General features: G+C 60.9%; 19 protein-coding genes. 11 read left to right on the top strand and 8 right to left on the bottom strand.

Going from position 1 to position 22,628, the window contains the following annotated elements:
* Positions 1–4 precede the first annotated feature (4 nt).
* The 3 genes from CUJ84_RS29445 to CUJ84_RS29435 form a co-directional block, all read right to left on the bottom strand.
* A complete protein-coding gene (locus tag CUJ84_RS29445) occupies positions 5–1,126 on the bottom strand; it encodes an ABC transporter permease (RefSeq protein ID WP_105009135.1) in 1,122 nt (373 codons plus the stop codon).
* 9 nt (positions 1,127–1,135) lie between these two features.
* Entirely contained in the window at positions 1,136–2,122 is a 987-nt protein-coding gene (locus tag CUJ84_RS29440; RefSeq protein ID WP_105009214.1) for an ABC transporter permease, read from the bottom strand.
* Positions 2,123–2,246: 124 nt separating this feature from the next.
* Positions 2,247–4,184: an ABC transporter substrate-binding protein gene (locus CUJ84_RS29435; RefSeq protein WP_105009134.1), complete on the bottom strand. Its 1,938-nt coding sequence runs from the start codon at positions 4,182–4,184 to the stop codon at positions 2,247–2,249.
* 324 nt (positions 4,185–4,508) lie between these two features.
* Here CUJ84_RS29435 and CUJ84_RS29430 point away from each other — a divergent pair, with 324 nt between their 5' ends.
* From CUJ84_RS29430 to CUJ84_RS29390, 9 genes are all read left to right on the top strand, one after another.
* A complete protein-coding gene (locus CUJ84_RS29430; RefSeq protein ID WP_105009133.1) occupies positions 4,509–5,222 on the top strand; it encodes a FadR/GntR family transcriptional regulator in 714 nt (237 codons plus the stop codon).
* Between the two features lie 21 nt (positions 5,223–5,243).
* A complete protein-coding gene (locus tag CUJ84_RS29425; protein ID WP_105009132.1) occupies positions 5,244–6,074 on the top strand; it encodes an NAD-dependent epimerase/dehydratase family protein in 831 nt (276 codons plus the stop codon).
* Positions 6,071–6,964, top strand: a complete 894-nt coding sequence (locus CUJ84_RS29420; protein ID WP_105009131.1) for an SMP-30/gluconolactonase/LRE family protein — start codon at positions 6,071–6,073, stop codon at positions 6,962–6,964. The genes CUJ84_RS29425 and CUJ84_RS29420 overlap by 4 nt, the downstream gene beginning before the upstream one ends.
* Before the next feature lie 57 nt (positions 6,965–7,021).
* Positions 7,022–7,975, top strand: coding sequence for a dihydrodipicolinate synthase family protein (locus CUJ84_RS29415; protein ID WP_105009130.1), 954 nt, complete (start codon positions 7,022–7,024; stop codon positions 7,973–7,975).
* Positions 7,976–8,121: 146 nt separating this feature from the next.
* The gene (locus CUJ84_RS29410; protein WP_105009129.1) at positions 8,122–9,708 is read left to right on the top strand and encodes an ABC transporter substrate-binding protein; all 1,587 of its coding nucleotides are present in this window, start codon (positions 8,122–8,124) and stop codon (positions 9,706–9,708) included.
* Positions 9,709–9,714: 6 nt separating this feature from the next.
* Positions 9,715–10,812 (top strand): ABC transporter permease, encoded by a 1,098-nt coding sequence (locus CUJ84_RS29405; protein WP_105009128.1) that lies wholly within the window; start codon positions 9,715–9,717, stop codon positions 10,810–10,812.
* Between the two features lie 4 nt (positions 10,813–10,816).
* On the top strand, positions 10,817–11,752 hold the full coding sequence (locus CUJ84_RS29400; protein WP_105009127.1) for an ABC transporter permease: 936 nt from the start codon (positions 10,817–10,819) through the stop codon (positions 11,750–11,752).
* Positions 11,749–12,606 carry an ABC transporter ATP-binding protein gene (locus CUJ84_RS29395; RefSeq protein WP_105009126.1) on the top strand — a complete coding sequence of 286 codons (858 nt, stop codon included), beginning with the start codon at positions 11,749–11,751 and terminating at the stop codon, positions 12,604–12,606. Before CUJ84_RS29400 ends, CUJ84_RS29395 begins: the two co-directional genes overlap by 4 nt.
* A complete protein-coding gene (locus CUJ84_RS29390) occupies positions 12,603–13,346 on the top strand; it encodes an ABC transporter ATP-binding protein (protein WP_105009125.1) in 744 nt (247 codons plus the stop codon). The genes CUJ84_RS29395 and CUJ84_RS29390 overlap by 4 nt, the downstream gene beginning before the upstream one ends.
* 43 nt (positions 13,347–13,389) lie before the next feature.
* Here CUJ84_RS29390 and CUJ84_RS29385 read toward each other — a convergent pair whose 3' ends face one another.
* A complete protein-coding gene (locus tag CUJ84_RS29385) occupies positions 13,390–14,235 on the bottom strand; it encodes an alpha/beta fold hydrolase (RefSeq protein ID WP_105009124.1) in 846 nt (281 codons plus the stop codon).
* A 320-nt stretch (positions 14,236–14,555) separates the two neighbouring features.
* Between CUJ84_RS29385 and CUJ84_RS29380 the strand changes: the two genes are divergently transcribed.
* Together CUJ84_RS29380 and CUJ84_RS29375 are read left to right on the top strand one after the other, a co-directional pair.
* A complete protein-coding gene (locus CUJ84_RS29380) occupies positions 14,556–17,435 on the top strand; it encodes a helix-turn-helix transcriptional regulator (RefSeq protein ID WP_105009123.1) in 2,880 nt (959 codons plus the stop codon).
* Between the two features lie 172 nt (positions 17,436–17,607).
* Entirely contained in the window at positions 17,608–18,216 is a 609-nt protein-coding gene (locus CUJ84_RS29375) for a class I SAM-dependent methyltransferase (protein WP_105009122.1), read from the top strand.
* 83 nt (positions 18,217–18,299) lie between these two features.
* On the opposite strand, the gene CUJ84_RS29370 is transcribed toward CUJ84_RS29375, so the two are convergent.
* From CUJ84_RS29370 to CUJ84_RS29355, 4 genes are read right to left on the bottom strand one after another with little or no spacing between them, the layout of a single operon-like run.
* On the bottom strand, positions 18,300–19,190 hold the full coding sequence (locus tag CUJ84_RS29370) for a PfkB family carbohydrate kinase (RefSeq protein ID WP_105009121.1): 891 nt from the start codon (positions 19,188–19,190) through the stop codon (positions 18,300–18,302).
* Positions 19,187–20,062, bottom strand: a complete 876-nt coding sequence (locus CUJ84_RS29365) for a MurR/RpiR family transcriptional regulator (RefSeq protein WP_018245818.1) — start codon at positions 20,060–20,062, stop codon at positions 19,187–19,189. Before CUJ84_RS29365 ends, CUJ84_RS29370 begins: the two co-directional genes overlap by 4 nt.
* Complete coding sequence (locus CUJ84_RS29360; RefSeq protein ID WP_105009120.1) at positions 20,059–21,036, bottom strand: ABC transporter permease; 978 nt, start codon at positions 21,034–21,036, stop codon at positions 20,059–20,061. Before CUJ84_RS29360 ends, CUJ84_RS29365 begins: the two co-directional genes overlap by 4 nt.
* A 17-nt stretch (positions 21,037–21,053) precedes the next feature.
* On the bottom strand, positions 21,054–22,580 hold the full coding sequence (locus CUJ84_RS29355) for a sugar ABC transporter ATP-binding protein (RefSeq protein WP_105009119.1): 1,527 nt from the start codon (positions 22,578–22,580) through the stop codon (positions 21,054–21,056).
* Positions 22,581–22,628: the final 48 nt, after the last annotated feature.

The following is a 22,628-nucleotide window of genomic DNA, read 5'->3' as shown; positions in this document are numbered from 1 at the left end:
GGCCTCATTTGTTGTAGGGGTCGGCCGCATCGCGCAGGCCGTCGCCGAGAAGGTTGAGCGCCATCACGGCGACCACGACGGCACAGCCCGGCATGAAGAGCCATGGCGCGGTGGCGATCGAGCGAATGTTCTGGGCCTCGCGCAGAAGCACGCCCCAGGAGATGGTCGGCGGCTGCAGACCGAGCCCCAGGAAGGAGAGAGAGGTTTCGGCAAGGATCATCGCCGGCACCGCAAGCGTGATCGACGCGATGATATGGCTGGCAAAGCTCGGCAGCATGTGGCGAAAGATGATGCGCCTTTCGCGAACACCGTCGAGCCTGGCGGCGGCGACGAATTCCTCGGTGCGCAAAGACAGGAAGCGGCCGCGAACGACGCGGGCGAGCTGTGCCCAGCCGGTCAGCGACAGGATGATCGTAATCATCATATATTGCAGCGTCGCAGGCCAATCCTGCGGCAGGGCCGCGGCCATTGCCAGCCAGATCGGGATCGTCGGCAACGACAGCACGAAATCGATCACCCGCTGCAGGAAAAAATCGATGCGGCCGCCGTAATATCCCGAGATACCGCCGAGCACGATGCCGAGCATGAGCGAGAAGAAGACACCGACGAGGCCGATCGACAGCGAGATCTGCGAGCCCTGCACCGTACGGCTGAAAACATCGCGCCCAAGCCTGTCGGCGCCGAAGAGAAGCAGCGGCGTAGTCTTGTCGGGCGAGGCGATCAGATGGATGTTGGTCCTGAACAGGCCGAACACCGAATATTCGTAGCCGCGCCCGAAGAACTGGACGTCGACACGCTTCGTCGTGTCTTCCTTGAAGATGGCGGCCAGCGTTTCAGGATCGCGGGTCAGCTTCATCGGATAATAATGCGGACCGAAGGAGAACCCGTTCTCAGTATCGATCAGATGCAATCTCTGCGGCGGATGAAACGTCGCCCGCGCATTTTGCAGGTACGGATCGTTGATGGCGAAGAAGCCGGGAAGCAGGGCGACGATATACATCAGCACAGTGACGACAAGCGCCACCATGGCCAGCCGGTGCCGGCGGAAAGCCCACCAGATGAGCTGCCACTGCGACGCGACGGCGGCGCGATCCGGGGGAATGTTCGTAACGGTGATGTCGGCCACGTGGGGCTCCTATTCCAACCGGATGCGGGGATCGACCAGCGCAAGCAGGATATCGCTGATCAGAGAGCCTATCAGCGTCAGCGCGCAGATCAGCAGGACGAAGGCGCCGGCGAGATACATGTCCTGGGCCATCAGCGCCTGCAGCAGCAAAGGTGCCGCCGTCGGCAGATTGAGGACGATGGCGACGACGACCGAGCCGGAGATGAGGTTGGGCAGCAGCCAGGCAATCGTCGAGATGAACGGATTGAGGGCGATCATCAGAGGATATTTGATCAGCAGCCGGAACTCTGAGAGACCTTTAGCCCGTGCCGTTGTGACGTAAGGCTTCGGCAATTCATCAAGCATGTTGGCGCGCATGACGCGGATAAGGCTTGCCGTCGAGGAGACGGCAAGGATGATGACGGGAAGCCAGAGATGCGAGAAGAGGTCGACCATCTTGGCGAAACTCCAGGACGCGTTCTCGTATTCCGGCGAAAAGAGCCCGCCGACATCCTGTCCGAATTCGACCGCCGCGACATACATCAGCACCAGTGCCAGCAGGAAGGACGGAACGGCCAGGCCGAAGAAGGTGAATGCAGTGAAGAAATAGTCGCCGATCGAATATTTGCGCACCGCGGAAAAGACGCCGATCGGCAGCGCGATCGCCCAGGTGGCGATCAATGTCGACAGGGCCAGCACGAGCGTCAGCGCCATGCGCTCCCAGATCAGGTCAGAGACCGGCTGCTGCCATTCGAAGGAAATGCCGAAATCGCCGCGTGTGAGAATGCCCCATATCCACTTGAAATATTGGACGAGCATCGGGTCGCCGAGGCCGAAGCGCTCACGCAGTTGCGCCGCCGTGTTCTGATCGACGATCTCGTTGGATGCTGCCAGCGTCGCAATATAGGTTGTGACATAATCGCCCGGCGGCAGCTGGATCAGCACGAAAGCGAGAAAGCTGACGGCAAACAGCGACGGAATCATCCATAGGAAGCGTTTGGCGATAAAGACCAGCATGAAGGCGCCTCTTGCATTGAATGCCGCCCCCTGAGCCTTGTCGGCCGTCAGGACCGGCAAGGCATCTCGGAGGGCGAACTGAAAGAAAGCGCCGTACCGTCGGGCACGGCGCTTAAGACGAAAATCAGCTCGTGAAGGTGAATTGCTGCGGCATTGCAGGGCCGGGATTGGGCCAGGACCAGCTATCCGGCTCCTTCTCGGGAACATTGCGCAGATTGTTGCGGATGATGCCGAAACCGCCGACAGCAAGGCAAAGGCCGACGGTCTCGAACTCCTCCGCCGCGATGTCGAAGATCTGCTTCATGATCGCGCCGCGCTTGTCGAGATCGGCCGTCGAACGCGCTTCGTCGAAGAGCTTCATGCGCTTCTTCTGGCTTTCCGGTGGTTCTTCGCCACGCGCACCGTTGGAGGTGTACCAAAGCGTCCACGGAATGGCGTAACGCGAGCCCTGTGGATGGAAGGCGAAGAAATCACGCGGATCGAGCATCGGATCGAGGCCGCCAGGGCCCGGCCATACCGCCGCATCATGGGCGTTGTCATCGCCGCGGGTGTAATAGAGCGCCCGCTCGATCGTGTTGACCTTCATGTCGATGCCGATCTGGGCCCAATGCGTCTTGACCAGTTCGAGGGCATCGACGAGGTCGGGATAGAGCGTCGGAATGACGTCGATCGAGAAGAATACTTTCTGGCCGTCGGGCCGCAGCCGGAAACCGTCGCCGCCTTTCTTGTAGCCGGCCTCGTCGAGCATCGCGCCCGCCTTGTCGGCGTCATATTCGGTGAACTGGCGCGCATATTTCTCGTTATACCAGGGATGGGTCGGACGCGGCCCGGCCTGGTAGGGCTCGCTCTGTCCGAAATAGACGATGTCGATGAGCTCCGGGCGATTGATGCCGATCGAGAGCGCTTGCCGGAATGCCTTATCCGCAAACATCTTGCGCATGGCAGGATCTTTGTGGGTGATGTTGAAGTAGATCTGGCACTGCTGCGAGGCCGAAGGCACGAGCGTCAGCAGACGATAATCGCCTTTTTCCATGTTCTTGGACAGCGTCGGCTTGTTGGCGAGGACGCTGATATGGCGTTCCTGGATGTCGATCTTTCCGGAGATGACGTTGAGCATCAGCGATTCGACGTCCTGCGAGATGCCGAAGTTGATTTCATCGATGTAGGGAAGCTGATTGCCCTCGGTATCGACCTGCCAGAAATATGGATTGCGGGTCATGACGACGCGCGTCGCGCCACCGGCATAGGGCTCCTTGATCACCCATGGATCGAGTGTCGGCTTGTCGACATTGCCCCATCGCGACGGGATCTCGATGTCGCCGCAACGGCTGCGGAACAGCTCCGTCCAGCTGGTGACGCCGGCCTTCTTCGCATCGGCCTCGATATTCGGATTATATTTCGGCAGGAACTGGCTGCAGTAGTGCTTCGGGAACAGCGTCGGATGCTGACCAAGTGGCGTGGCGAGGTTTTCCAGATAAAGCGCGTTGGCCGCGGCAAAGGTGAACTTCACCGTATAATCGTCGACCTTCTCGACGGTGACCGGCTTGCCGGCGACCGCAAGCTGCGCCGGTGTCGAGCTGTAAAGCTCGGTGTTCTTGACGCAGTCTTCGATCGCGAAGACGACGTCATCGGCCGTAAAGGGATGACCGTCCGACCAGCGCACGCCTTCGATGAGATGGAACGTGAATTGCGTTGCGTCATCGCTGACTTCCCAGCGTTCGGCAAGGTTCGGCTGCACGGCGGTAAAATCGAGGTTCCAGCGCACGAGGCTCTGGTTGCCGACCATGCGCAGGATGCCGTTATGGTCGGATGAACCGCGAAGGCCCCGGCGCAGCGAACCGCCATAGGTGCCGACTTTCTCGAACGGCGTCACGACCATCGGCTTTTTCGGCAGGCGCTCGGCGAGCGGCGGCAGCTTTCCATCCTTGGCGAGCTGCGCAAGTGCTGGCGCTTCGCCACCTGCAGCAGAGACGCGACCGGCGATAGACAGCGCTGCGACACCAGCCATGCCGCCAAGTACGGCGCGGCGAGTGACACCACGCGACAGTATTTCATTGGCCATCGAATTCCTCCCTTTTGTGCCGGCGCAGCCTTTGCACCGGCTGATGCGGCGGGCTCCCGACCCGCCGCTGACGCCCTCCTCGGCGCTACGACCGAAACCATAGACACGTTCGCAAATGATTACAAGAGTTGACAGATAATTACAAATTTCGTAGCGATGCAGCATCGAAATACGATGTTGTGCCGCTGAAATACGGTCAGCAGGATGAAAAACGTTCGATCTGTCAGATGCTGTGCACCGCCCTGAACATCATGGACGGTGACAGCCAGGGTGCGGCCGTCAACGCCGTCGCATGGCGTCTAGAGACGAGAGAAAAGGACCGGAATGACATTTATGGTCGATGCCGTTTCGAACAGGGGCGCAACGCGCTTCAGCGACATCATCTACGAGAAGATCGTGGAGATGATCGCCGACGGCAACTTTCCTGTGAACGAACGACTGCCGCCGGAGACGAAGCTCGCCGCTGATTTCGGCGCATCGAGACCCGTCGTGCGCGAAGCGCTTGAACGGTTGAGAGCCGATGGCCTGGTCGTTTCGCGCAAGGGTTCCGGTTCCTATGTCAGGCAAAGGCCGGATTCGTCGATGCTGAAAATGGTGCCGGTCGGCTCCTTGGCCGATGTCCAGCGGTTCTTCGAATTCCGCGCCGGTCTCGAAGCCGAGGCGGCGGAGCTTGCCGCACGAAACTGGCAGCCAGCCGACAGGGAGCGGATAACGGCAGCGCTTCTTTCGATCGAACAATGTCTGCGCAACGGAGAGCTTGGTGCCGAGGAAGACCAGGCTCTGCATGACGCAATTGCCATGGCGACCGGCAACCAGTTCCACATCACTCTGCGCGAGTGGTTCAAGCCGCATTTCGCCATCGGGCATTCCGTTACGCGAAGCTTGAGCTTGAAGCGGACGCCGGAACAGATCCGCAGCGTCCAGGATGAGCATGCGGTGATCGTCGAGGCGATCTTCGCGCACCGGGAAACCGAAGCGCACGATGCGATGAAAAAACACATACTGAATGCTCGCGCCCGCATGTTCCAGGGCGTTTGAGCGACAATGGGAGGAGAAATGATGAAACGGGTCGCCATGACGGGTGCTGCCGGACGTGTAGGAACTCTGCTGCGCCCGCTCCTTCGGTCGCATGTCGAGCACCTCAGCCTGATCGATCTCCAGGAGCCTGGCGAGCTTGGCGAAAACGAGAGCTTCGTAAAGGCCGATCTTACCAAGCTCGACGAGGCGACGGCTGCGCTGAAGGATGTCGACGGTGTGGTTCATCTCGCCGGCATTGCCAGCGGCATCGACATGAACGCCATTCTGCACGCGAACGTGCTTGGAACATACAATCTTTACGAAGCGGCGCGGACCAACAAGGTCCAGCGGGTCGTCTATGCATCGAGCAACCATGCCACGGGCTTTTATCCGCGCGGCCAGCTCGTGTCGCCGCTCGACCCGATGCGCCCCGACAGCCCTTATGGACTTTCCAAATGCTGGGGCGAACTTGTGGCGGGGCTGTATTACGATACATCAGGCATTCGCTCTCTTTCCATCCGCATCGGCAATGCGGGCACCTATCCCAACAGCGAGCGATCCGTTGCGATCTGGATCAGCGCCCGAGACCTGGCGCAATTGGTCAGGATCGGCCTGTCGCACCCGTTGATCGCAGCAACGGTGGTTTATGGCGTTTCTGATGCCGAGGAGATCTGGTGGGACAACGGTCTGGCGGCACGATTGGGTTACCAGCCACAGGACCGGCCGCGCGATCACGCCCGCATCGAAGAGGGATCGGAAGGGCCGGTCGCGCTTGCGTTCCAGGGTGGCGGGTTCTGTGAGATCAATCACGACGGCACCATCCGCATGCGCGACGCCGAGGGTCTGGCCAAGAACCTGGAGACGGTTGAATGACGGCCCCGCGAATCATCCGCCCGGACGTCCGTTCCGTGATCCAACAGCCGCTGACGGTTGGTGAATCGCCGGTATGGGACGACGAGACCGGCACTTTGTCGTTCGTCGACATTCAAGCGCCGGCGCTCGTCCGGCTCTCGGCTTCAGGAAAGATCGACCGCTTCGACATGCCGGCCGCAATCGGCGCCCTCGGGCTTTGCCGCGATCACAGGATCGTCGTGGCGCTTCAGACGGGCGTCCATCTCTTCGATCCCGTCTCTGGAGATTTTGAGCTCGTGTCCGATCCAGTCGGGCGCCACCTCAACTGCCGCCTCAATGACGGAAAGGTCGGCCCCGACGGGCATTTCTGGATCGGCTCGTTCAGCGAAGCCAAGCCGCAGACCGATGAGGCCGCACTTTACCGCGTGGGCGCCGATGGCCGCACGCGGACCGTCGCAACCGGACTGACGAGTTCCAACGGCCTTGCCTGGTCGCCGGACGGCCGGCGGATGTATCACTCCGACAGCCGGCAATGCTTCCTGCAGGCATTCGACTTCGATCCCGATACGGGCGACCTCGGCGATGGGCGCCGGCTTCGCAGCTTCACGGAAGATGAGGGTCGGCCGGACGGCGCGACAACCGATCGTGACGGGTTCTACTGGAGCGCCGGCGTTTCCGCCGGTCGCCTCAACCGAATATCGCCCGGAGGCGAAATCGTCGAGATCTACATTCTGCCGGTCGCAGCGCCGACAATGCCGTGTTTCGGAGGGCCGGATCTGCGTACCCTCTTTGTCACGAGCCTGTCGACGGATCGCACCGGACGTTTCGAGGCGGGGACGGTGATCGCTTTTGATGTGGATGCAGAGGGCCTGCCGCCCTTTCGCTTCGGGGCCGGTCACCCTTCGGGATGACAGCGAGCCTCCCTTCGAAATGACAGCGAATAGATGGAAAGATAACGGGGAAGAGAGATGAGCATCGCAACCATGCGCAAGGCGCTTACAGGCGTATCGGGTGTTCCCGTCACCGCCTATGACGGCAAAGGTGAAGTCGAACCCCGGATCACGGCGAAGGTCTATGAGCGGGTCGCGGCAGCGGGCATTCACAACATTGTCGCTGCCGGCAATACCGGGGAATTCTATGCTCTGACGCCGCAGGAAATCCGGATCGTCCATGAGGCGGCGGTTTCGGGCGTTAACGGCAAGGCGCCGGTGACGGCGGCGATCGGCCGGTCGCTGCGCGAGGCGATCGGCATGGCGAAAGATGCGGCGACGATCGGCGCATCCGCTGTCATGTCGCATCAGCCCGTCGATCCTTTCGCAGCACCTTCGGCCCAGATCGACTATTTCTGCAATCTTGCGGATGCTTCCACCCTGCCGCTCATCGCCTATGTCAGGGCCGAGGGTTTCAGTGTCGAGGATATTACCCGCCTCGCAAACCACGGCAATATTGCCGGCATCAAGTTTGCCACCACCGATCTGATGCTGCTTTCCAGAGCGATCGCTGCCGCCGATCCGGCCGGCGCGCTGTTCGTCTGCGGCCTGGCGGAGAGTTGGGCGCCGACATTTACGGCTGCGGGCGCGCGCGGCTTCACATCCGGTCTGGTCAATATCGCGCCGCACCTGTCGCTTGCCGTGCACGATGCGCTCGAAAGAGGCGACTTCGGCGCGGCAAGGGCTATCGTCAACCAGCTTGAACCATTCGAGCGGATGCGGACCAAATTCCGCAATGGTGCGAACGTGACTGTCGTCAAGGAGGCCGTCACCTATTCCGGCCTCGATGTCGGCCCCGTGCGCGTGCCGGGATTGCCGCTGCTCGATCGGCATGATCGCGAGGAACTTCATCGGCTGCTTCAGCGCTGGGATGCCGCCGGCAACAACCAGATCCATCCACACCAGCAGGATTCCGCAAAGGCGGCCGGCTGAGTTCGACACGAGAGCGGCTCCGCTTTTCATGGAAGCGCGGAGCCGCTCTAACCCTTTGTTTTTACGCAATTCCGGACGGAAAACCGCTTCGCACTTTTCCTGGAATTGCTCTATTTCCGCAAACAACAGGATTGGGAGGTCTTGAGATGTTGAGACAGGTACTGACGACGATCGCAATTACCGGCGCCATGATGACGGCACAGCCCAGCTTCGCGGCGTCGCCGCCCAATATGCTGGTGATCGGCACCAATCTTACCGGGATAAGGACGCTCGATCCGGCGCAGAACAATGCCCGCACCGTTTCCGAACTGATCTCGAACATTTACGACAACCTCGTGCAACTGTCGCCGGACGACCTTAAAACGCTGAAGCCGATGCTCGCGACGCAATGGAGCGTCTCGGCGGATGGCAAGATTATCACGCTGACATTGCGCGACGATGCGGTCTTCCAGAGCGGCAACAAGGTTACCGCCGACGATGCGGCCTGGTCGATCCAGCGCGTCATCAAGATGGGCCAGGTCGGCTCCACCGACATCGCTCTCTGGGGCTTTACACCCGACAACGTCGAAAAGCTTGTTCGGGCAAAGGACGAACATACGCTCGAAATCGAGCTGCCGCAGGCGGTAAACACCGATCTGGTGCTCTATTCGCTTGCCGGCTCATCGATCGGCATCATCGACAAGAAGACGGCACTGTCGCATGAGGCAAATGGCGACTTCGGCGGTGCATGGCTTTCTGCCAACTCGGCCGGAAGCGGCCCGTTCGCGCTGACGCAATGGCGGCCGAACGACGTTGCGATCTTCAACGCACGGAAGGACTACTGGGGCGAGGCGCCGGCCATGGCTCGCGTCGTCGCCCGGCACATTCCAGAATCCGGTAACCTCAGACTGCAGCTCGAAGCCGGCGACGTCGATGTCGGCCAATACCTCGCAAGCGGCGACCTCGATGCCCTGTCCAACAAAAAGGACATGGTGATTGAAAGCGTTCCGGGCCTCGGTTTTTATTATATCGCGCTCAACCAGAAAGACCCGGATCTGCAGAAGCCGAAGGTTCGCGAGGCCTTCCAGCATGCCTTTGATTGGAAGGCGATCTCCGGTAACATCATGCGCTATACCGGCTTTCCCTGGCAGTCGATGATCCCGCGTGGCATGATCGGCGCCCCTGAGGAAGCTGCCTCGCACTACGATTACGATCCCGCCAAGGCCAAGCAGCTGCTGGCGGAAGCAGGCTACCCCAATGGCCTGAAGAAGGTGCTCAATCCGTCGGGAGCCCCGACCCTGCCCTTCGCCGAAGCGCTGCAGGCGAGTGCCCGCGCCGCCGGCCTCGATCTCGATCTCGTGCCGGGCGAATTCACGCCCGCCTTCCGTGAGCGCAAATTCGAAGTGCTGCTCGGCAATTCCGGCGCCCGCCTGCCCGATCCCTTCGCCGTGGCCACACAATATGCCTTCAACCCCGACAATAGCGACGAGGCGCGTCTCGGCAGCTATTATCTTTGGCGCACAGGCATGAAGGTGGACGAGCTCAACACACTCGTCGATCAATCGATGAAGGAGCGCGATACCGGCAAGCGCACGGATATCTTCAAGAAGATGGACGGAATCTACAGCGCCATGGCCTCGCCGCTCGTCATCTTCTTCCAGCGAACCGACCCGTATGTCATGCGCGCCAACGTCAAGGGCTATCACGGGCACACGACATGGTCGACGCGCTGGCATGACGTGACCAAGGAGTAGAACGCCGTGGCGAGCGCCGATCTGACAGCGAAGCGGGAAAGCAGCCGTCGTTCCACGGAGGGCGGGTTCGCCGATGCGGCCCCGCACCCTCTCATGAGCCTGTTGCGGCGCTTGGCAGGGCGCGCCGTCGCGGTCGTGACGACGCTGCTCGGCCTGCTCTTCCTGACCTTCTCGATGGGTCGCCTGCTGCCTGCCGACCCGGTGCTTGCCATCACCGGGGCGGAGGTCAGCAAGGAGGTTTATGATCGGGTCTATAATGAGCTGGGGCTCGGGCAACCTGTCTGGATGCAGTTCCTCGCCTATGTCGGAAAGATCGCGACAGGCGATCTCGGCACATCGGCGACGACGGGCCAGCCGATCCTCACCGATCTCCTGACGATTTTTCCCGCCACCATCGAGTTAGCGGTCATCGCCATGATCATCGGAGCGATTATCGGCGTTCCCCTGGGGATCACGGCTGCCGTCAGGCGCGGAACGATCATCGATCACATCGCCCGCATCGTCGCCCTTGCCGGCCATTCCATCCCGATCTTCTGGACCGGGCTGATGGCGCTCTTCGTCTTTTATGCGAAGCTGAAGCTCGTCGGCGCCTCGGGCCGGATCGATGTCTTCTATGAAGGCCTCGTCACGCCGATGACAGGCTTTCTCCTGATCGACGCGGCGATTCAGGGCCAGTGGGACGTGTTCCACAACGCGCTCGGCCACATTATCCTGCCGGCGACCATCCTCGGCTATTATTCCGTCGCCTATATCAGCCGCATGTCGCGAAGCTTCATGCTGGAGCAACTGAGCCAGGAATACATCATCACGGCGCGGGCAAAGGGGCTTGGCACCCGCAAAGTGGTGTGGCGCCATGCATTCAAGAACATCCGGGTGCAGCTTTTGACGATCATGGCGCTGACCTTCGGCGGGCTGCTCGAAGGGGCGGTGCTGATCGAGACCGTCTTCGGGTGGCCGGGGCTCGGCCAGTACCTGACCCGGGGGCTGCAGATGAACGACATGAACGTGGTCATGGGTTCGGTCCTGACGATCGGCGCCGTCTTCCTGACGATCAACATCCTGTCGGACTTCCTTTATCGCATTCTTGATCCGAGGACACGGTGACGCCATGACGATCTCCTCTGAGCATGCAGACAGCGTTAACACTGGCGGCCTCCGCAACTGGCTGCTCACGCCGGAGCCTCGAGGCTGGTTCCAGTCATCGGCGCAGCAAATTCATCAGGGCTGGCGGAAATTCAGCCTGCATCCGCTTGGGCTGGCGGGACTAGCCATCATCGTCGTGCTGATCGTCGTGGCGCTGGCCGCCCCCCTGCTGACGAGCTATGACCCTATCGTTCAGGACATGGCCGGGCGGCTTGCTCCGCCGTCCGCGAGCCATTGGCTCGGCACCGATAATTTTGGCCGCGACGTCTTTTCCCGGGTGATCTATGGCGCCCGCACCACGCTCTACATCATCATGCTCGTCACGGTCATCGTCGCGCCGCTCGGCCTGCTGATCGGCACTGTCTCAGGCTATTTCGGCGGCATCGTCGATGAAATCCTGATGCGCGTCACCGATATTTTCCTTTCCTTTCCCGGGCTGGTGCTGGCGTTGGGTTTTGCCGCAGCGCTCGGTCCCGGCATCACCAATGCGATCATCGCGATTTCGCTGACGGCCTGGCCGCCGATCGCGCGCCTCGCGCGGGCCGAGACGCTCAGCCTTCGCAAGGCGGATTACATCGCCGCCGTACGCCTGCAGGGCGCGACATCAATTGCGATCATCACTCGTCACATCCTGCCGATGTGCATTCCCTCGGTGATCGTCCGCGTCACCCTTAACATGGCCGGAATCATCATCACTGCCGCCGGTCTCGGCTTCCTCGGCCTCGGCGCGCAGCCGCCATGGCCGGAATGGGGTTCGATGGCCGCCAGCGGACGTGAATTCATGCTCGACAGCCCCTGGGTCATCGCAGCACCTGGCATTGCCATTGCGCTCGTCAGCCTCGCCTTCAACCTCGTCGGCGATGCGCTTCGCGATGTTCTCGATCCCCGAGGTTCAGAATGACAGAGCCCTTGATCGATATTCAGAACCTCGAAATCGCCTTTGGCGGCGGACAGGTGCGGGCCGTACGCGGCGTCAGCTTTTCGCTTGGACAGGAAAAACTCGGGATCGTCGGTGAATCCGGATCGGGAAAGTCGACCGTCGGCCGCGCGATCATGAAGCTGCTGCCGCCGACCGCGATCGTCAATGCCGAGCGGATGCGCTTTCGCGACGTCGATCTGCTCAAGGCGACCGAAAAAACGATGATGACGATCAGGGGACGGCGGATCGGCCTGATCCTGCAGGATCCGAAATATTCGCTCAATCCCGTCATGCGGATCGGCGAACAGATCGCCGAGACCTACCGCTTCCATCATCCGAGGACGAGCGCCAAGAAGACCTGGCAGCAGGCGCTCGATATGCTCGAGGCCGTTCAGATCCGCGATCCGGAGCGTGTGGCCCGCCTTTATCCGCACGAAATCTCGGGCGGGATGGGTCAGCGGGCGATGATCGCCATGATGTTGATTGCCGAACCCGAAGTGTTGATCGCCGACGAACCGACGTCAGCGCTCGACGTGACGGTGAGGCTCGAGATCCTGGCCCTGCTCGACGAACTGGTCTTGCGCCGCAATCTCGGGCTGATCTTCATCAGCCACGACCTCAATCTCATCCGGAATTTCTGCGATCGCGTCCTCATCATGTATGCGGGCCGGGTCGTGGAAGTGCTCGAAGCGCGCGATCTCGACAAGGCCCGACATCCTTATACGCAAGGATTGCTGGCATCCCTGCCGACGATCGAAGATCCCCCTGCCCGGCTGCCGATCCTGAAACGAGATCCGGCCTGGCTTGAAGAATTCGCATTGGAGCCGCCGCGGTGATCAAAATCGACAATCTTACGGTCCGTTTCGGACCCGGGCAGCGGCCTGTCGTTCGAGACGTAAGCTTCGCCATCGAAAAGGGAACTGCTTTCGGTCTGGTCGGCGAGTCCGGCTGCGGGAAGTCCACTGTCTTGAGGGCGCTTTCCGGCCTCAACGCCAACTATGACGGCCGGATCGAGCTCCACGGCGAGCCGTTGAATCAACGGCGCAGTCGGCCATTCTTCCGCCGGGTGCAGATGGTGTTCCAGGACCCCTACGGATCCCTGCATCCCCGCAAGACCATCCGCTCGCAGCTGAAAGAACCGCTGCGCAACCAGGGCCTCGATACGAATTCCGTCGACGTCAACGCCGTCCTGAGATCGGTCGGCCTCGATCCGGCGCTGAGCTACAGATTTCCGCACCAGCTCTCCGGCGGCCAGCGCCAGCGCGTAGCCATCGCCCGCGCGCTGATGCTGGATCCGGATGTACTGCTTCTCGACGAACCGACATCGGCGCTCGACGTGTCGGTTCAGGCCGAAATCCTCAATCTCCTCCAGGATCTGCGCGTCAATCGCGGTCTGACCTATCTGCTTGTCAGCCATGACCTCGCCGTCGTCTCGCACATGTGCAGCCGCGTCGCCATCATGGAAGCGGGCGAGATCGTCGAACAAGTCGATGTCGGCGCTCTCCGAAGAGGTGCGGTCGAACACCCCTACTCGCAACGCCTGTTGCGCGCGAGCCGGATGTACGGGAGGGCGTAGCTGTTGGTCGGTACGGCCCTGCCTGCTTCCTGATGCCATTAAGCTACCGACCGCAATGCGTGTCGATCGCAGAAATGATCTCTTGCCAATCCTGGAGATGAATTTCGTGACCACCGCCCTCGAGCCGAATGAGCTTTGCTCCCTTGACGGTGCGCGCCAGCAATTCACCGTGCTCAACGGGGTAAATCGGATCAGCCGTTCCGTGTATGACAAGGAGAGGCGCGGCAAGTTCAGCCAGTTTGTCCCTTAACGCCTGACCGCCCTTCAGCATGAAATGATTGGTGGCGCTGACGAAGTTTTTGGCTCGTTTGACGTCACGTTCAACGAAGGCGCGCGCCTGCCGTTCGTCGTAAGGGTGCGCCGAACCGGCGATCATCTGGGTATCCTTGAAGAGGAATTCGATCACTTGGGCATTGTCTGTCCAATCGACGTTCTCACCCGTCGCTGCGTGCTCCATGTAGGCGTCGGTCGTATGGGGCAGAGCACTGGTATCAATGCCCACCGGCGTGGTGGAGATCAGCGTTAGTGTCTTGACGCGCTTCGGATTTAAGAGAGTGGCGATCTGGGCGATCGTGCCACCCAACGACATTCCGATCAGATTGGCGCCGTCGATGCCGTAGCCATCGAGTACCCTGATGGCGTCCTCAGCCATGTCGTCCATTGCATAGGGTGGTTCGCCCGGCGGGTAGATCGTCGAGTGGCCGGTGTCTCGATTGTCGTAGCGGATGACATAAAACTCGTGATCAGCAAGTTTTCGGCAGAAGTCGTCCGGCCACCACAACATGGAAGCCATGGCGCCCATGATAAGCAGGATCGGCTCATGCGCCGGATTGCCGAAAGCCTGAGTGGCAATCTCGACGTCATCAAACTTGATCATACGTTCAGTCACTTGGGGACATCCTTTATTGGATTGGGTGAAGCAGCGAAAATCGTAGGTCTTCGTATCTGCAGGCTTCCACGCGAACGTCACTTGACGTCCGCATATTCCCCATCCTGTGGCTAAGGTGGGTGGTGCCGCATCGGGCATTTTGAGTATTGCAGGCCCCAAAAACCATTTTGGCAGCATAAGGTGATCTAGTCAGATCCAGGTCAGGGTTCCGGGGACTGAACATCGCCGGTCCTTGGAATCTCCACATCGCCACTCTGCTACGTCGGGATGACTATGTCTTCATCTCTGCTAATCTCGAACTTCAGGTATCGGAGCATCTTGTGTCGACATTCCTCAGAAGGTCTCGGTTTTCAGGCCGTGCAGTAGAACTCGATTCGATGGAATCCGCTTTCCGAGATGTTTCTGGCGGGCGGCAACGTTCCTTTCTTCTCGGGGCAGAAGCAGGCGGCGGCAAAACCCGGCTGGTTGAAGAGTTTGCCAGCCGATTGTCCGGCCGTGCCCTGATTCTGAAAGGCGGGTGCATTGAGCAGCGGGAATCTGCATTGCCATATGCACCTGTAACGGCAGTGCTGCATGAGCTTGTTCAGCTTCGCGGTGGGCCGGCGGCCAGGTCGCTTGTCGGCGCCGAGGGTGCGCGCGAACTGGCCTGGCTTCTTCCGGAATTCGGCGAGACCTCTCAAAGGTTCGATGCTGGCATCGCAAGAGCGCGGCTGTTCGAGGTGCTGCGAAAGTTGTTCGAGGAGCTGGCACGGGAGATGCCGCTCGTCGTGGTCATCGAGGACATTCACTGGGCCGACCAGGCCACTTGCGATCTGCTTCGCTTCCTCGCGACACGGCTGAAGAAAATCCGGATCATGCTGGTCGTCACCTATCGACCCGAGGAGACCAGCGCCGCCAACGCCCTGCGGACGACCATCGCGGACCTCTCACTTTCCGAGGGCGCCGAGGTGTTGACGCTTCCCCGCCTTCAGCGCGCGGAGGTTGCCGTGCAACTCGAGGGGCTCCTGGGACGCCCGCCAACACCTGCGATGATCAATGAGGTCCATACGCGGTGCTGCGGAATCCCGCTTTTCACGGAGGCACTCATCGATGCCGGCGGAAGCTTGCGCAAAGATTTTCCTGGTTCGCTCAATGACTACCTGCTGAGATCTGTCAGGGACATGCCGGCGCCGACGGCCAAGCTGTTGAAGGGGATGGCGCTGGGCGGCCCGCATATTACCCATGCGCTTCTTCGCAGCGTCGCGAACAACGCGGACCTTGAATTGGCAGAATTGCTGCATCCCGCGATTTTGGCTGGGATCCTGGTGCCTGATGATGATGGATATGCTTTCCGCCATACACTCATTCAGGAAGCGGTGCGGGCTGACATGATCGCCGCCGAAAAGGTGGCCATCCATCGCGCCTATGCCGAGGTGCTCGAACGCGGACCGGTTCCAAGCTACCGGGTTTGGCATTCCGTTGCGCTCGCGCGCCACTGGCGCGGCGCCGGCCAAGCCGAAAATTGCCTGCGATGGGCCTGGCAATCCGCCACTGAGGCCGCTGCCACTTTCGCCTATGCAGACCAGATGGAGATGCTGAAGCTCGTGCTGGCAGTGTGGCCCGAGGTCGATGATGCGATTGAAGTGATCGGCGCGGATCACTGCAGGGTGTTGGAACTCGCTGCCGATGCCGCCTGCTGGGCGGCGGAGGCGGAACAGGGGCTGGCCTTTGTCGAACGCGCACTCGCCGAAGTGGATGTCGATCGCGACAACGAGCAACTGGCAGCGCTTCTTCTGCAGCGCGCGGTGATGCGTCAACACGCACTTATCCCAGGCGAGATAGCCGACCTTGAGCGCGCGCTTGATCATGCGCCCGAGTCCACAAGGCTACGCGCGGACGGACTGGGCCAGTTTTCCCGCGCGCTGATATTGAGGGGAGAGTTCGATCGCGCCAGGCGCCTGGGCGACGAACTGAAGGATCTGTCTGAAAGGCTCGATGATGAGGAGTACCGCATAGAGGCACTGATCGTCGCGAAGTCTTTGGACATGGCATCGGGCAGTTACCACATCGATGCTCTTTGGAGCGTCGTTGCCCGCGCGAGGCAGGCCTCCATCGGGAGGGTCGAGGTGCTGGCGGGCGCGGCATTGCTTCAAGCCCTGTTTGAGACAGGAAAATACGTGCAGGTCATTGAAGTCGGACCGGCGATCTTTGCGCGGACAGTCGAGTTCGGCCAGGCGCGCTATATCGGGGCGATAGTCGGTTCGCCTTTGTGCCGCGCCCTCCTCGCCCTGGGCCGCGTTTCCGAAGCCATTGAGACGTGCGAGCGGATGGCGGCATTGGATCCGCTGCCGCTGGGGCTCGTTCACGTTTTGGAATGCCAGGCGGAAATCGCTTTGGTATTGGGGAATTCGGATCAAATTGCCGTGGCGGCAAGGTCCTTGCGCAGTCTGCCACCAGGCCCGCAGGTTGCGAGCCGCGTGGCGGTCGATCTTCTGAGATTTGACATCGAAAGCCGCGCGTTGGCGGGTGACATGGATCAGTCTGCGATCCTGGTAAGATCCGCCTTGACCCATTTCGAGAAGCAAGGAGGCGTCTCTTGGCCGCTCCTGGCCTCGGCGATGCGTGTTGCCGTTGATACGAACCGGAAAGATGTCGCCCGGCAGTTCGCTGACCTTGCTGCTCGATCCCCGTGCCGCAATGTGGTGGAGGAAGCCGAGAGGCTGGGCATCTTGGCCGAGATGTTGCGCTCGACGGGTTCCGACCTCGATGCGTGGGAATCGGTTGCCCAAAGCTGGGCTGATTTGAGCCAGCCCTTTCGGCAGGCATATGCCCTTATGCAGGCCGGTGGTGCTGCAGTGAATGCCGGCAAGCGCGCAAAGGGTGCGGGCCATTTCCGGCGAGGCGCGGACCTTGCCCATTCGATCGGCGCTCCCCTCCTGGCCAATCAGATCGAGACCCTCGCCGAAAAGGCCCGAATCGATCTACGAGACGGGAAGGAGGGTGGCATGCCGAAGGCACCCCTCGGCCTGACGGATCGGGAATTCGAGGTGCTCCGGCTTCTCGCCGCGGGACAGAGCAATCGCCAGATCGCCGTCAATCTGTTCATTTCCTCGAAGACGGCGAGCGTTCATGTCTCCAACATCTTGAGCAAGCTCTCCGTCCCCAGCCGCGGCGCCGCAGCCGCAATGGCGCACCGGCTCCGGATCGTCGATCCGGCCTAAGGTTCGCTTGTCTGGCTATACCCTACCGGTATCTGTCGTTCGCACGACACAGGCATCGCATTCCTATTTGATTGTCTAGGTATGTTGCCTGATGTGCTTATGCCCGCCTTAGACCGAGGATGGTTTGAGACGCCCCGAGCGGCGTCCAGGATGCAAACCATTCGGAGGTCAAATGCACATCTCTTCCGCCACCTTGGCCAACACCCAGCGCACGATCGATTCTTATGAAGGTTGCGCCGATGACTATAGTCGCATCGTTGATCCGTTTCCCTCGCCAAGCCTCGAGGCGGCTCTGCGGCAGGTCGCTACCGCCGCCGGCAAGGGCGGCCAGATCCTTGAAATCGGGTCTGGGGCCGGATGGGATGCGGATTTCCTGGAGACACAGGGCGTTTCGGTAAGGCGAACCGATGCCACGCGACGGTTTCTGGAACTGCAGGCGGCGCGCGGCAAGGAGGGCCAGCTCCTCAACGTCATCACCGACGACCTCGGCGGCCCCTATGACGCGGTGGTCGCTCTCTGTGTCCTCATACATGTGCCTCGTGACCAGACCGGCCTAGTCCTCGAAAAGATCGTCGCTGCGCTACGCCCGGGAGGCGTCTTCCTGGTGTCGATGCGTGACGGGGACGGAGAGACGAGCGGCGCCTACCATATGTCCTACTGGCGCCGGGACGATTTCGCGCTGTGCATCCAGGGGGCGGGTCTGGCTCTTGAATGGGACGCATACAGGGTGAACGGTGACGGCGATGGGTGGCACACGTTTTACGCTCGGAGACCAGAGTGACGCGGTTTCGTGCCCTGCGCTATGCCGGCCCGGCAGGCTGTGACGATGATTGTTGCGCCATCAACGAAGGCGCCTGCCGGACTTCATCTCAGACGATTCTTTTCGGGTGTACTAACCAGTCGTGCAGCCTCCATATTTGCCTTCTGAAGCGCGGCGTTCATCGTCTTCCCGGATGCGATTTCCGCAGCGAGGACGCCGATGAACTCGTCTCCGGCTGCATGCGTGCTCTCAACCTCAACCTTTACAGCTGCAACGGCGATCTCCTCTCCACTACGATTTGCGTAGGCGACCCCCGATCCCCCGGCGGTGACCACCACTTCCGGGAAAATCTTCACAAGCTTCCTGGCTGCCTCCAGAGCGCCGTCAAGTGTCTCAACAACGGGAACGCCTGCCAGCATTTCGGCTTCGATGGCATTGACGACGATGATGTCGATCAGGTGTTGCAGATCGTTCGACAGAATACGTGCCGGGGCTGCATTGATCAGCACGCGCCCGCCTGCCTGCTTGACGGCCTTTGCCGCCGCAACGTTGGCGACATCCGCAATCTCGTTTTGCAGGACGAGAATTGTTGTTCTGCTGAGCAGATCTCGAGCTGCCGAGACATCGTGGTCGCCAAGCGTCAGATTGCTTCCCGACACGATAACCGCCCCATAGTCGCCTTCAGCATCGAAAATCGCGACACTCATGCCGGTTGACTGCGATGCATCACGCCGGACGAATCTATGATCGACATTTTTGCGAGCGAGATTTGCGATAAGAAAATCCCCGAAGTCATCACCGGCAACCGCCCCGATCATGGAGGTGGCTATCCCGGTGCGGGCAGCCGAAACCGCCTGATTGCCGCCCTTGCCGCCGCTTTTCGGATGCCAGGATGTCCCCGTCACTGTCTCGCCCTTTCGGGGCCGGGCCGGTCCGAAGACGGCGATATCGTAGTGAAGGCTGCCGAAGACGGTGACAACAGGCGAAGATGTCATGGGAGGCGATCTTTTCGTTTGGACGTTACGGCGGACATGGTGCGTTCAAGATTGCGTTCGGCTGCCTGATAGTCGCGCTGGGCGACGGCCACGAAGATGGCATCAAGTATGTTGAGCTGGGCGATGCGCGCTGCGGCATTTTCCCCCATCAGCGGTGAACCTTGTGCGGTGGAACACAGAACCACGTCTGCGGACTGGGCGAGAGCCGAGGAATCGTAGTTGGTGATTGCAATGGTGCGCGCACCGTTCCTGCGCGCGAGCTGGATTGCCTCGATCACAGCGATCGTGTTGCCGGAATGGGAAAAGCCAATGGCGATATCGCCATCCACCAGCAACGAGGCCGACATCAGCATCATGTGGGAATCGTCGAAGACGCTGGCGCGCACGCCGATTCGAAGAAATTTGTGCGCCACATCCCGCGCGATCTGCGCCGAGCCGCCGACGCCGTAAAAATCGCGGTTTCGCGCCTGGTGGATCAGATCCGCCGCCCTGTCGAATGCTTCCATATCGAGAATGGCAAGCGTTTCCTCAAGGGCGTGGATCGAGGTGCGAAACACTTTCTGGACGATTTCAAGCGACGTATCCTCGACGGACAGTTCCTGATGCATCTCTGCCGTCGGCTGGCGATTATACTGGCTGACGGCGGAGCGGAAGTCACGGAAACCGGAGAAGCCGAGCTTCTTGGTGATCTTGACCACCATGGCTTCGGAAACGCCGGCGTTCTCCGCGATCTGCTTGAGCGACGTCTCGTCACTGAAATCGCGCATGGCGAAAACGGTATCGACGACCTTTGCTTCGAGCGGCGTCAAGAGCGGCATCATCATCCGGATGCGTGGCCCGACGGCCTTCATGTCGAAGCTTTCAGCGTTCATCCCCGTCCCCTTGTCGCGCGATCGATCATCATTGCGACGAGGATTATAAGGCCGGTGGCGAGCAGTTGATAGAAGGCTTGAACGTTCATCAGCGTCAAACCGTTACGCATCGCACCAAGGATGATGGCGCCGAGGATCGTGCCGAGAATGCTTCCCTTGCCACCCATCAGCGAAGCGCCGCCGATGGCCGCAGCCGCAATCGCGTCAAGTTCCCATAGATTGCCGAGGATAGGCTCGGCAGCCCCCAGACGCCCGATCAGGATCAGCGAAGCGAGCGCTGCCAGCCCCCCGGAAATGACATAGGCCGTGATCTTGGTGCGCGCAATCGGAACGCCGGCTACATAGGCTGCCTCTTCATTGCCGCCGACCGCCATCAGATATTCGCCGATCGGTGTCTTCTTGAGCAGAATCCAGGCGGCAATCGCAACGACAGCGACGATAATGACTGGCGTCGGAATGCCGAAGAGATTGCCGTTGAAGAGCGAGCGGAAGCCCGCGGGAATGCCGAGAACAGGATTTCCGCCGGTATAAATGAGCGCGATGGCCCGGTAGGTGCTGAGCGTGCCGAGCGTGACGATGAACGGCTGCAGGCCGACATAGGCGACGAGCGCGCCGTTGATGAAGCCGCAGACGACGCCGACGCCAAGACCGGTGAAGATCGCCAGCGGTATCGGCGTGCCGGCCAGTAGGAGGGTCGCGGTGATGACGGCGGAGATCGCGGCCGTCGGACCGACGGATAGATCGATGCCACCCGAGATGATCACCAGCGTCATGCCGAGCGCAAGGCACGCATTGATGCTCGACTGCTGGAGGATATTGATGAGGTTTCGTTCGGAGAGGAAGCCAGGAACGAGCGCGGCAAACACGGCCATGATGATGATGAGCCCGATCAGGGTTCCGGCATCGCGGAGCGAAAACGAGAAGCGGCGAAAGATCGGTGCGGGCTTAACGGATGCAATCGAAGAACTGGTCATTGGGTGTCCTGTCTGGTTCACGCGGAGCTCGCAGTGCGGGCGACGGTGGCGCCGGGGTTGGCCCCGGGAATGGCCTGCGCGACGATCGCGCTTTCGCTCAGCTGGTCGCGTGGAATGTCCGCAGCGATCGAACCTTCCCGCATGACCAGCACGCGGTCCGAGAGCCGGATAACCTCCGGCAGTTCGGAGGAGACGACGATGATCGAATGGCCTTCGCGGGCGAGATCCTCGATCAGATGATAGATCTCGGACTTGGCGCCGACATCGATACCGCGGGTGGGCTCGTCGAACAGCAAGATCTGCGACTTGGCCGCCAGCCAGCGGGCAATGATCGCCTTCTGCTGATTGCCCCCGCTGAAAAGGCGGATGGGGCGATCCAGTTGAAACGGCCGCAGATTGACGCGCTTCAACAAATCTTGTGCGGCCGCACGGAGCTTGCCCGTGCTGATCATGCCGCCCGACGAAAAGCTTGAAAGCGAAGCGAGCGCCATGTTGGTACTGACTGGACGCAGGGGAATGATCCCTTCCCGCTTGCGCTCTTCCGGCACGAGACCGATGCCGGCGGCGATTGCGTCCCGCGGGGTGGCGAAACAAACTGCCCTGCCGTCGATGGCGATCGACCCCTCGCTCAGGCGATCAGCGCCGGCCAGAAGCCGCAGCAGTTCCGTGCGACCGGAGCCCACGAGCCCGGCAATGCCAAGCACTTCACCCTTGTGCAGCGTGAACGACACGTTGCGGATCTTCGTTGCGGAGGAGAGGTTCTTCGCCTCGAGCTTGACCGTATCGGTGACGAAGGAATTGTGTTCCTCCTGCATCAGCTCGCGACCGACCATCATCGCGATCACGTCCTTTTCCGACGCACTCTTGAGATCGACCATGCCGACGAGCTTGCCGTCGCGCATGACGCTGGCGCGCTGGCAGATGCGGAAGACCTCATCCATCTTGTGGGAGACATAGATGATCGAGACGCCACTCGCCGAAAGGCTGGCGACCACCTCTGCCAGACGGTCGAACTCGCTCGGCGTCAGGCTCGACGTCGGCTCGTCCATGGCGATGACCTTCGCCTTGTCGAGCAACGCGCGGCCGATCTCTACGATCTGGCGTTGCGCGACCTTGAGGGAGGAGATCGGCGCCGAAGGATCGATAGTCCTGTCGATCAGCGAGAGGGCTTGCGCCGCGCGGCTCTCCTGCTCACGGCGGGAGACGAAAAGACCACCCAGACCGGTCAGCGGATGACCGAGAAACATGTTCTGAGCGACGCTCAAATGCGGCACCTGCTGCAATTCCTGGTGAATCATGGCAATGCCCGCGCCGCGGGCATCGATCGGCTTCTTGAAGGCCACGGCCTCACCATCGACGAAGACGGTTCCCGAGGTCGGGCGGAACACGCCGGAGAGGATTCGCAGAAGCGTGGATTTGCCGGCGCCGTTTTCGCCGAGAAGTCCGTGGATCTCGCCGGCTGCAACGTCGAACGACACGTCGGCCAGGGCGTTCACACCGGGAAAGCTCTTGGAGATCGTCTCGAATCTCAGTCGCGGCACCATCACTCCACCTCCTTCAACACAGCGGGGATGCCGGCCTTGACGGTCGGC

This window comes from Rhizobium leguminosarum (assembly GCF_002953715.1).
Classification (GTDB): domain Bacteria; phylum Pseudomonadota; class Alphaproteobacteria; order Rhizobiales; family Rhizobiaceae; genus Rhizobium; species Rhizobium leguminosarum_V.
Note: the sequence above shows the minus strand (reverse complement) of the source record. Positions and strands in the feature narration are given on the sequence as shown.

Coding starts and splice junctions, on each gene's coding strand:
- CUJ84_RS29440 (WP_105009214.1), bottom strand. CDS start 2,122: ATGCTGGTCTTTATCGCCAAACGCTTCCTATGGATGATTCCGTCGCTG.
- CUJ84_RS29435 (WP_105009134.1), bottom strand. CDS start 4,184: ATGGCCAATGAAATACTGTCGCGTGGTGTCACTCGCCGCGCCGTACTT.
- CUJ84_RS29430 (WP_105009133.1), top strand. CDS start 4,509: ATGACATTTATGGTCGATGCCGTTTCGAACAGGGGCGCAACGCGCTTC.
- CUJ84_RS29425 (WP_105009132.1), top strand. CDS start 5,244: ATGAAACGGGTCGCCATGACGGGTGCTGCCGGACGTGTAGGAACTCTG.
- CUJ84_RS29420 (WP_105009131.1), top strand. CDS start 6,071: ATGACGGCCCCGCGAATCATCCGCCCGGACGTCCGTTCCGTGATCCAA.
- CUJ84_RS29415 (WP_105009130.1), top strand. CDS start 7,022: ATGAGCATCGCAACCATGCGCAAGGCGCTTACAGGCGTATCGGGTGTT.
- CUJ84_RS29410 (WP_105009129.1), top strand. CDS start 8,122: ATGTTGAGACAGGTACTGACGACGATCGCAATTACCGGCGCCATGATG.
- CUJ84_RS29400 (WP_105009127.1), top strand. CDS start 10,817: ATGACGATCTCCTCTGAGCATGCAGACAGCGTTAACACTGGCGGCCTC.
- CUJ84_RS29395 (WP_105009126.1), top strand. CDS start 11,749: ATGACAGAGCCCTTGATCGATATTCAGAACCTCGAAATCGCCTTTGGC.
- CUJ84_RS29375 (WP_105009122.1), top strand. CDS start 17,608: ATGCACATCTCTTCCGCCACCTTGGCCAACACCCAGCGCACGATCGAT.
- CUJ84_RS29370 (WP_105009121.1), bottom strand. CDS start 19,190: ATGACATCTTCGCCTGTTGTCACCGTCTTCGGCAGCCTTCACTACGAT.
- CUJ84_RS29365 (WP_018245818.1), bottom strand. CDS start 20,062: ATGAACGCTGAAAGCTTCGACATGAAGGCCGTCGGGCCACGCATCCGG.
- CUJ84_RS29360 (WP_105009120.1), bottom strand. CDS start 21,036: ATGACCAGTTCTTCGATTGCATCCGTTAAGCCCGCACCGATCTTTCGC.
- CUJ84_RS29355 (WP_105009119.1), bottom strand. CDS start 22,580: ATGGTGCCGCGACTGAGATTCGAGACGATCTCCAAGAGCTTTCCCGGT.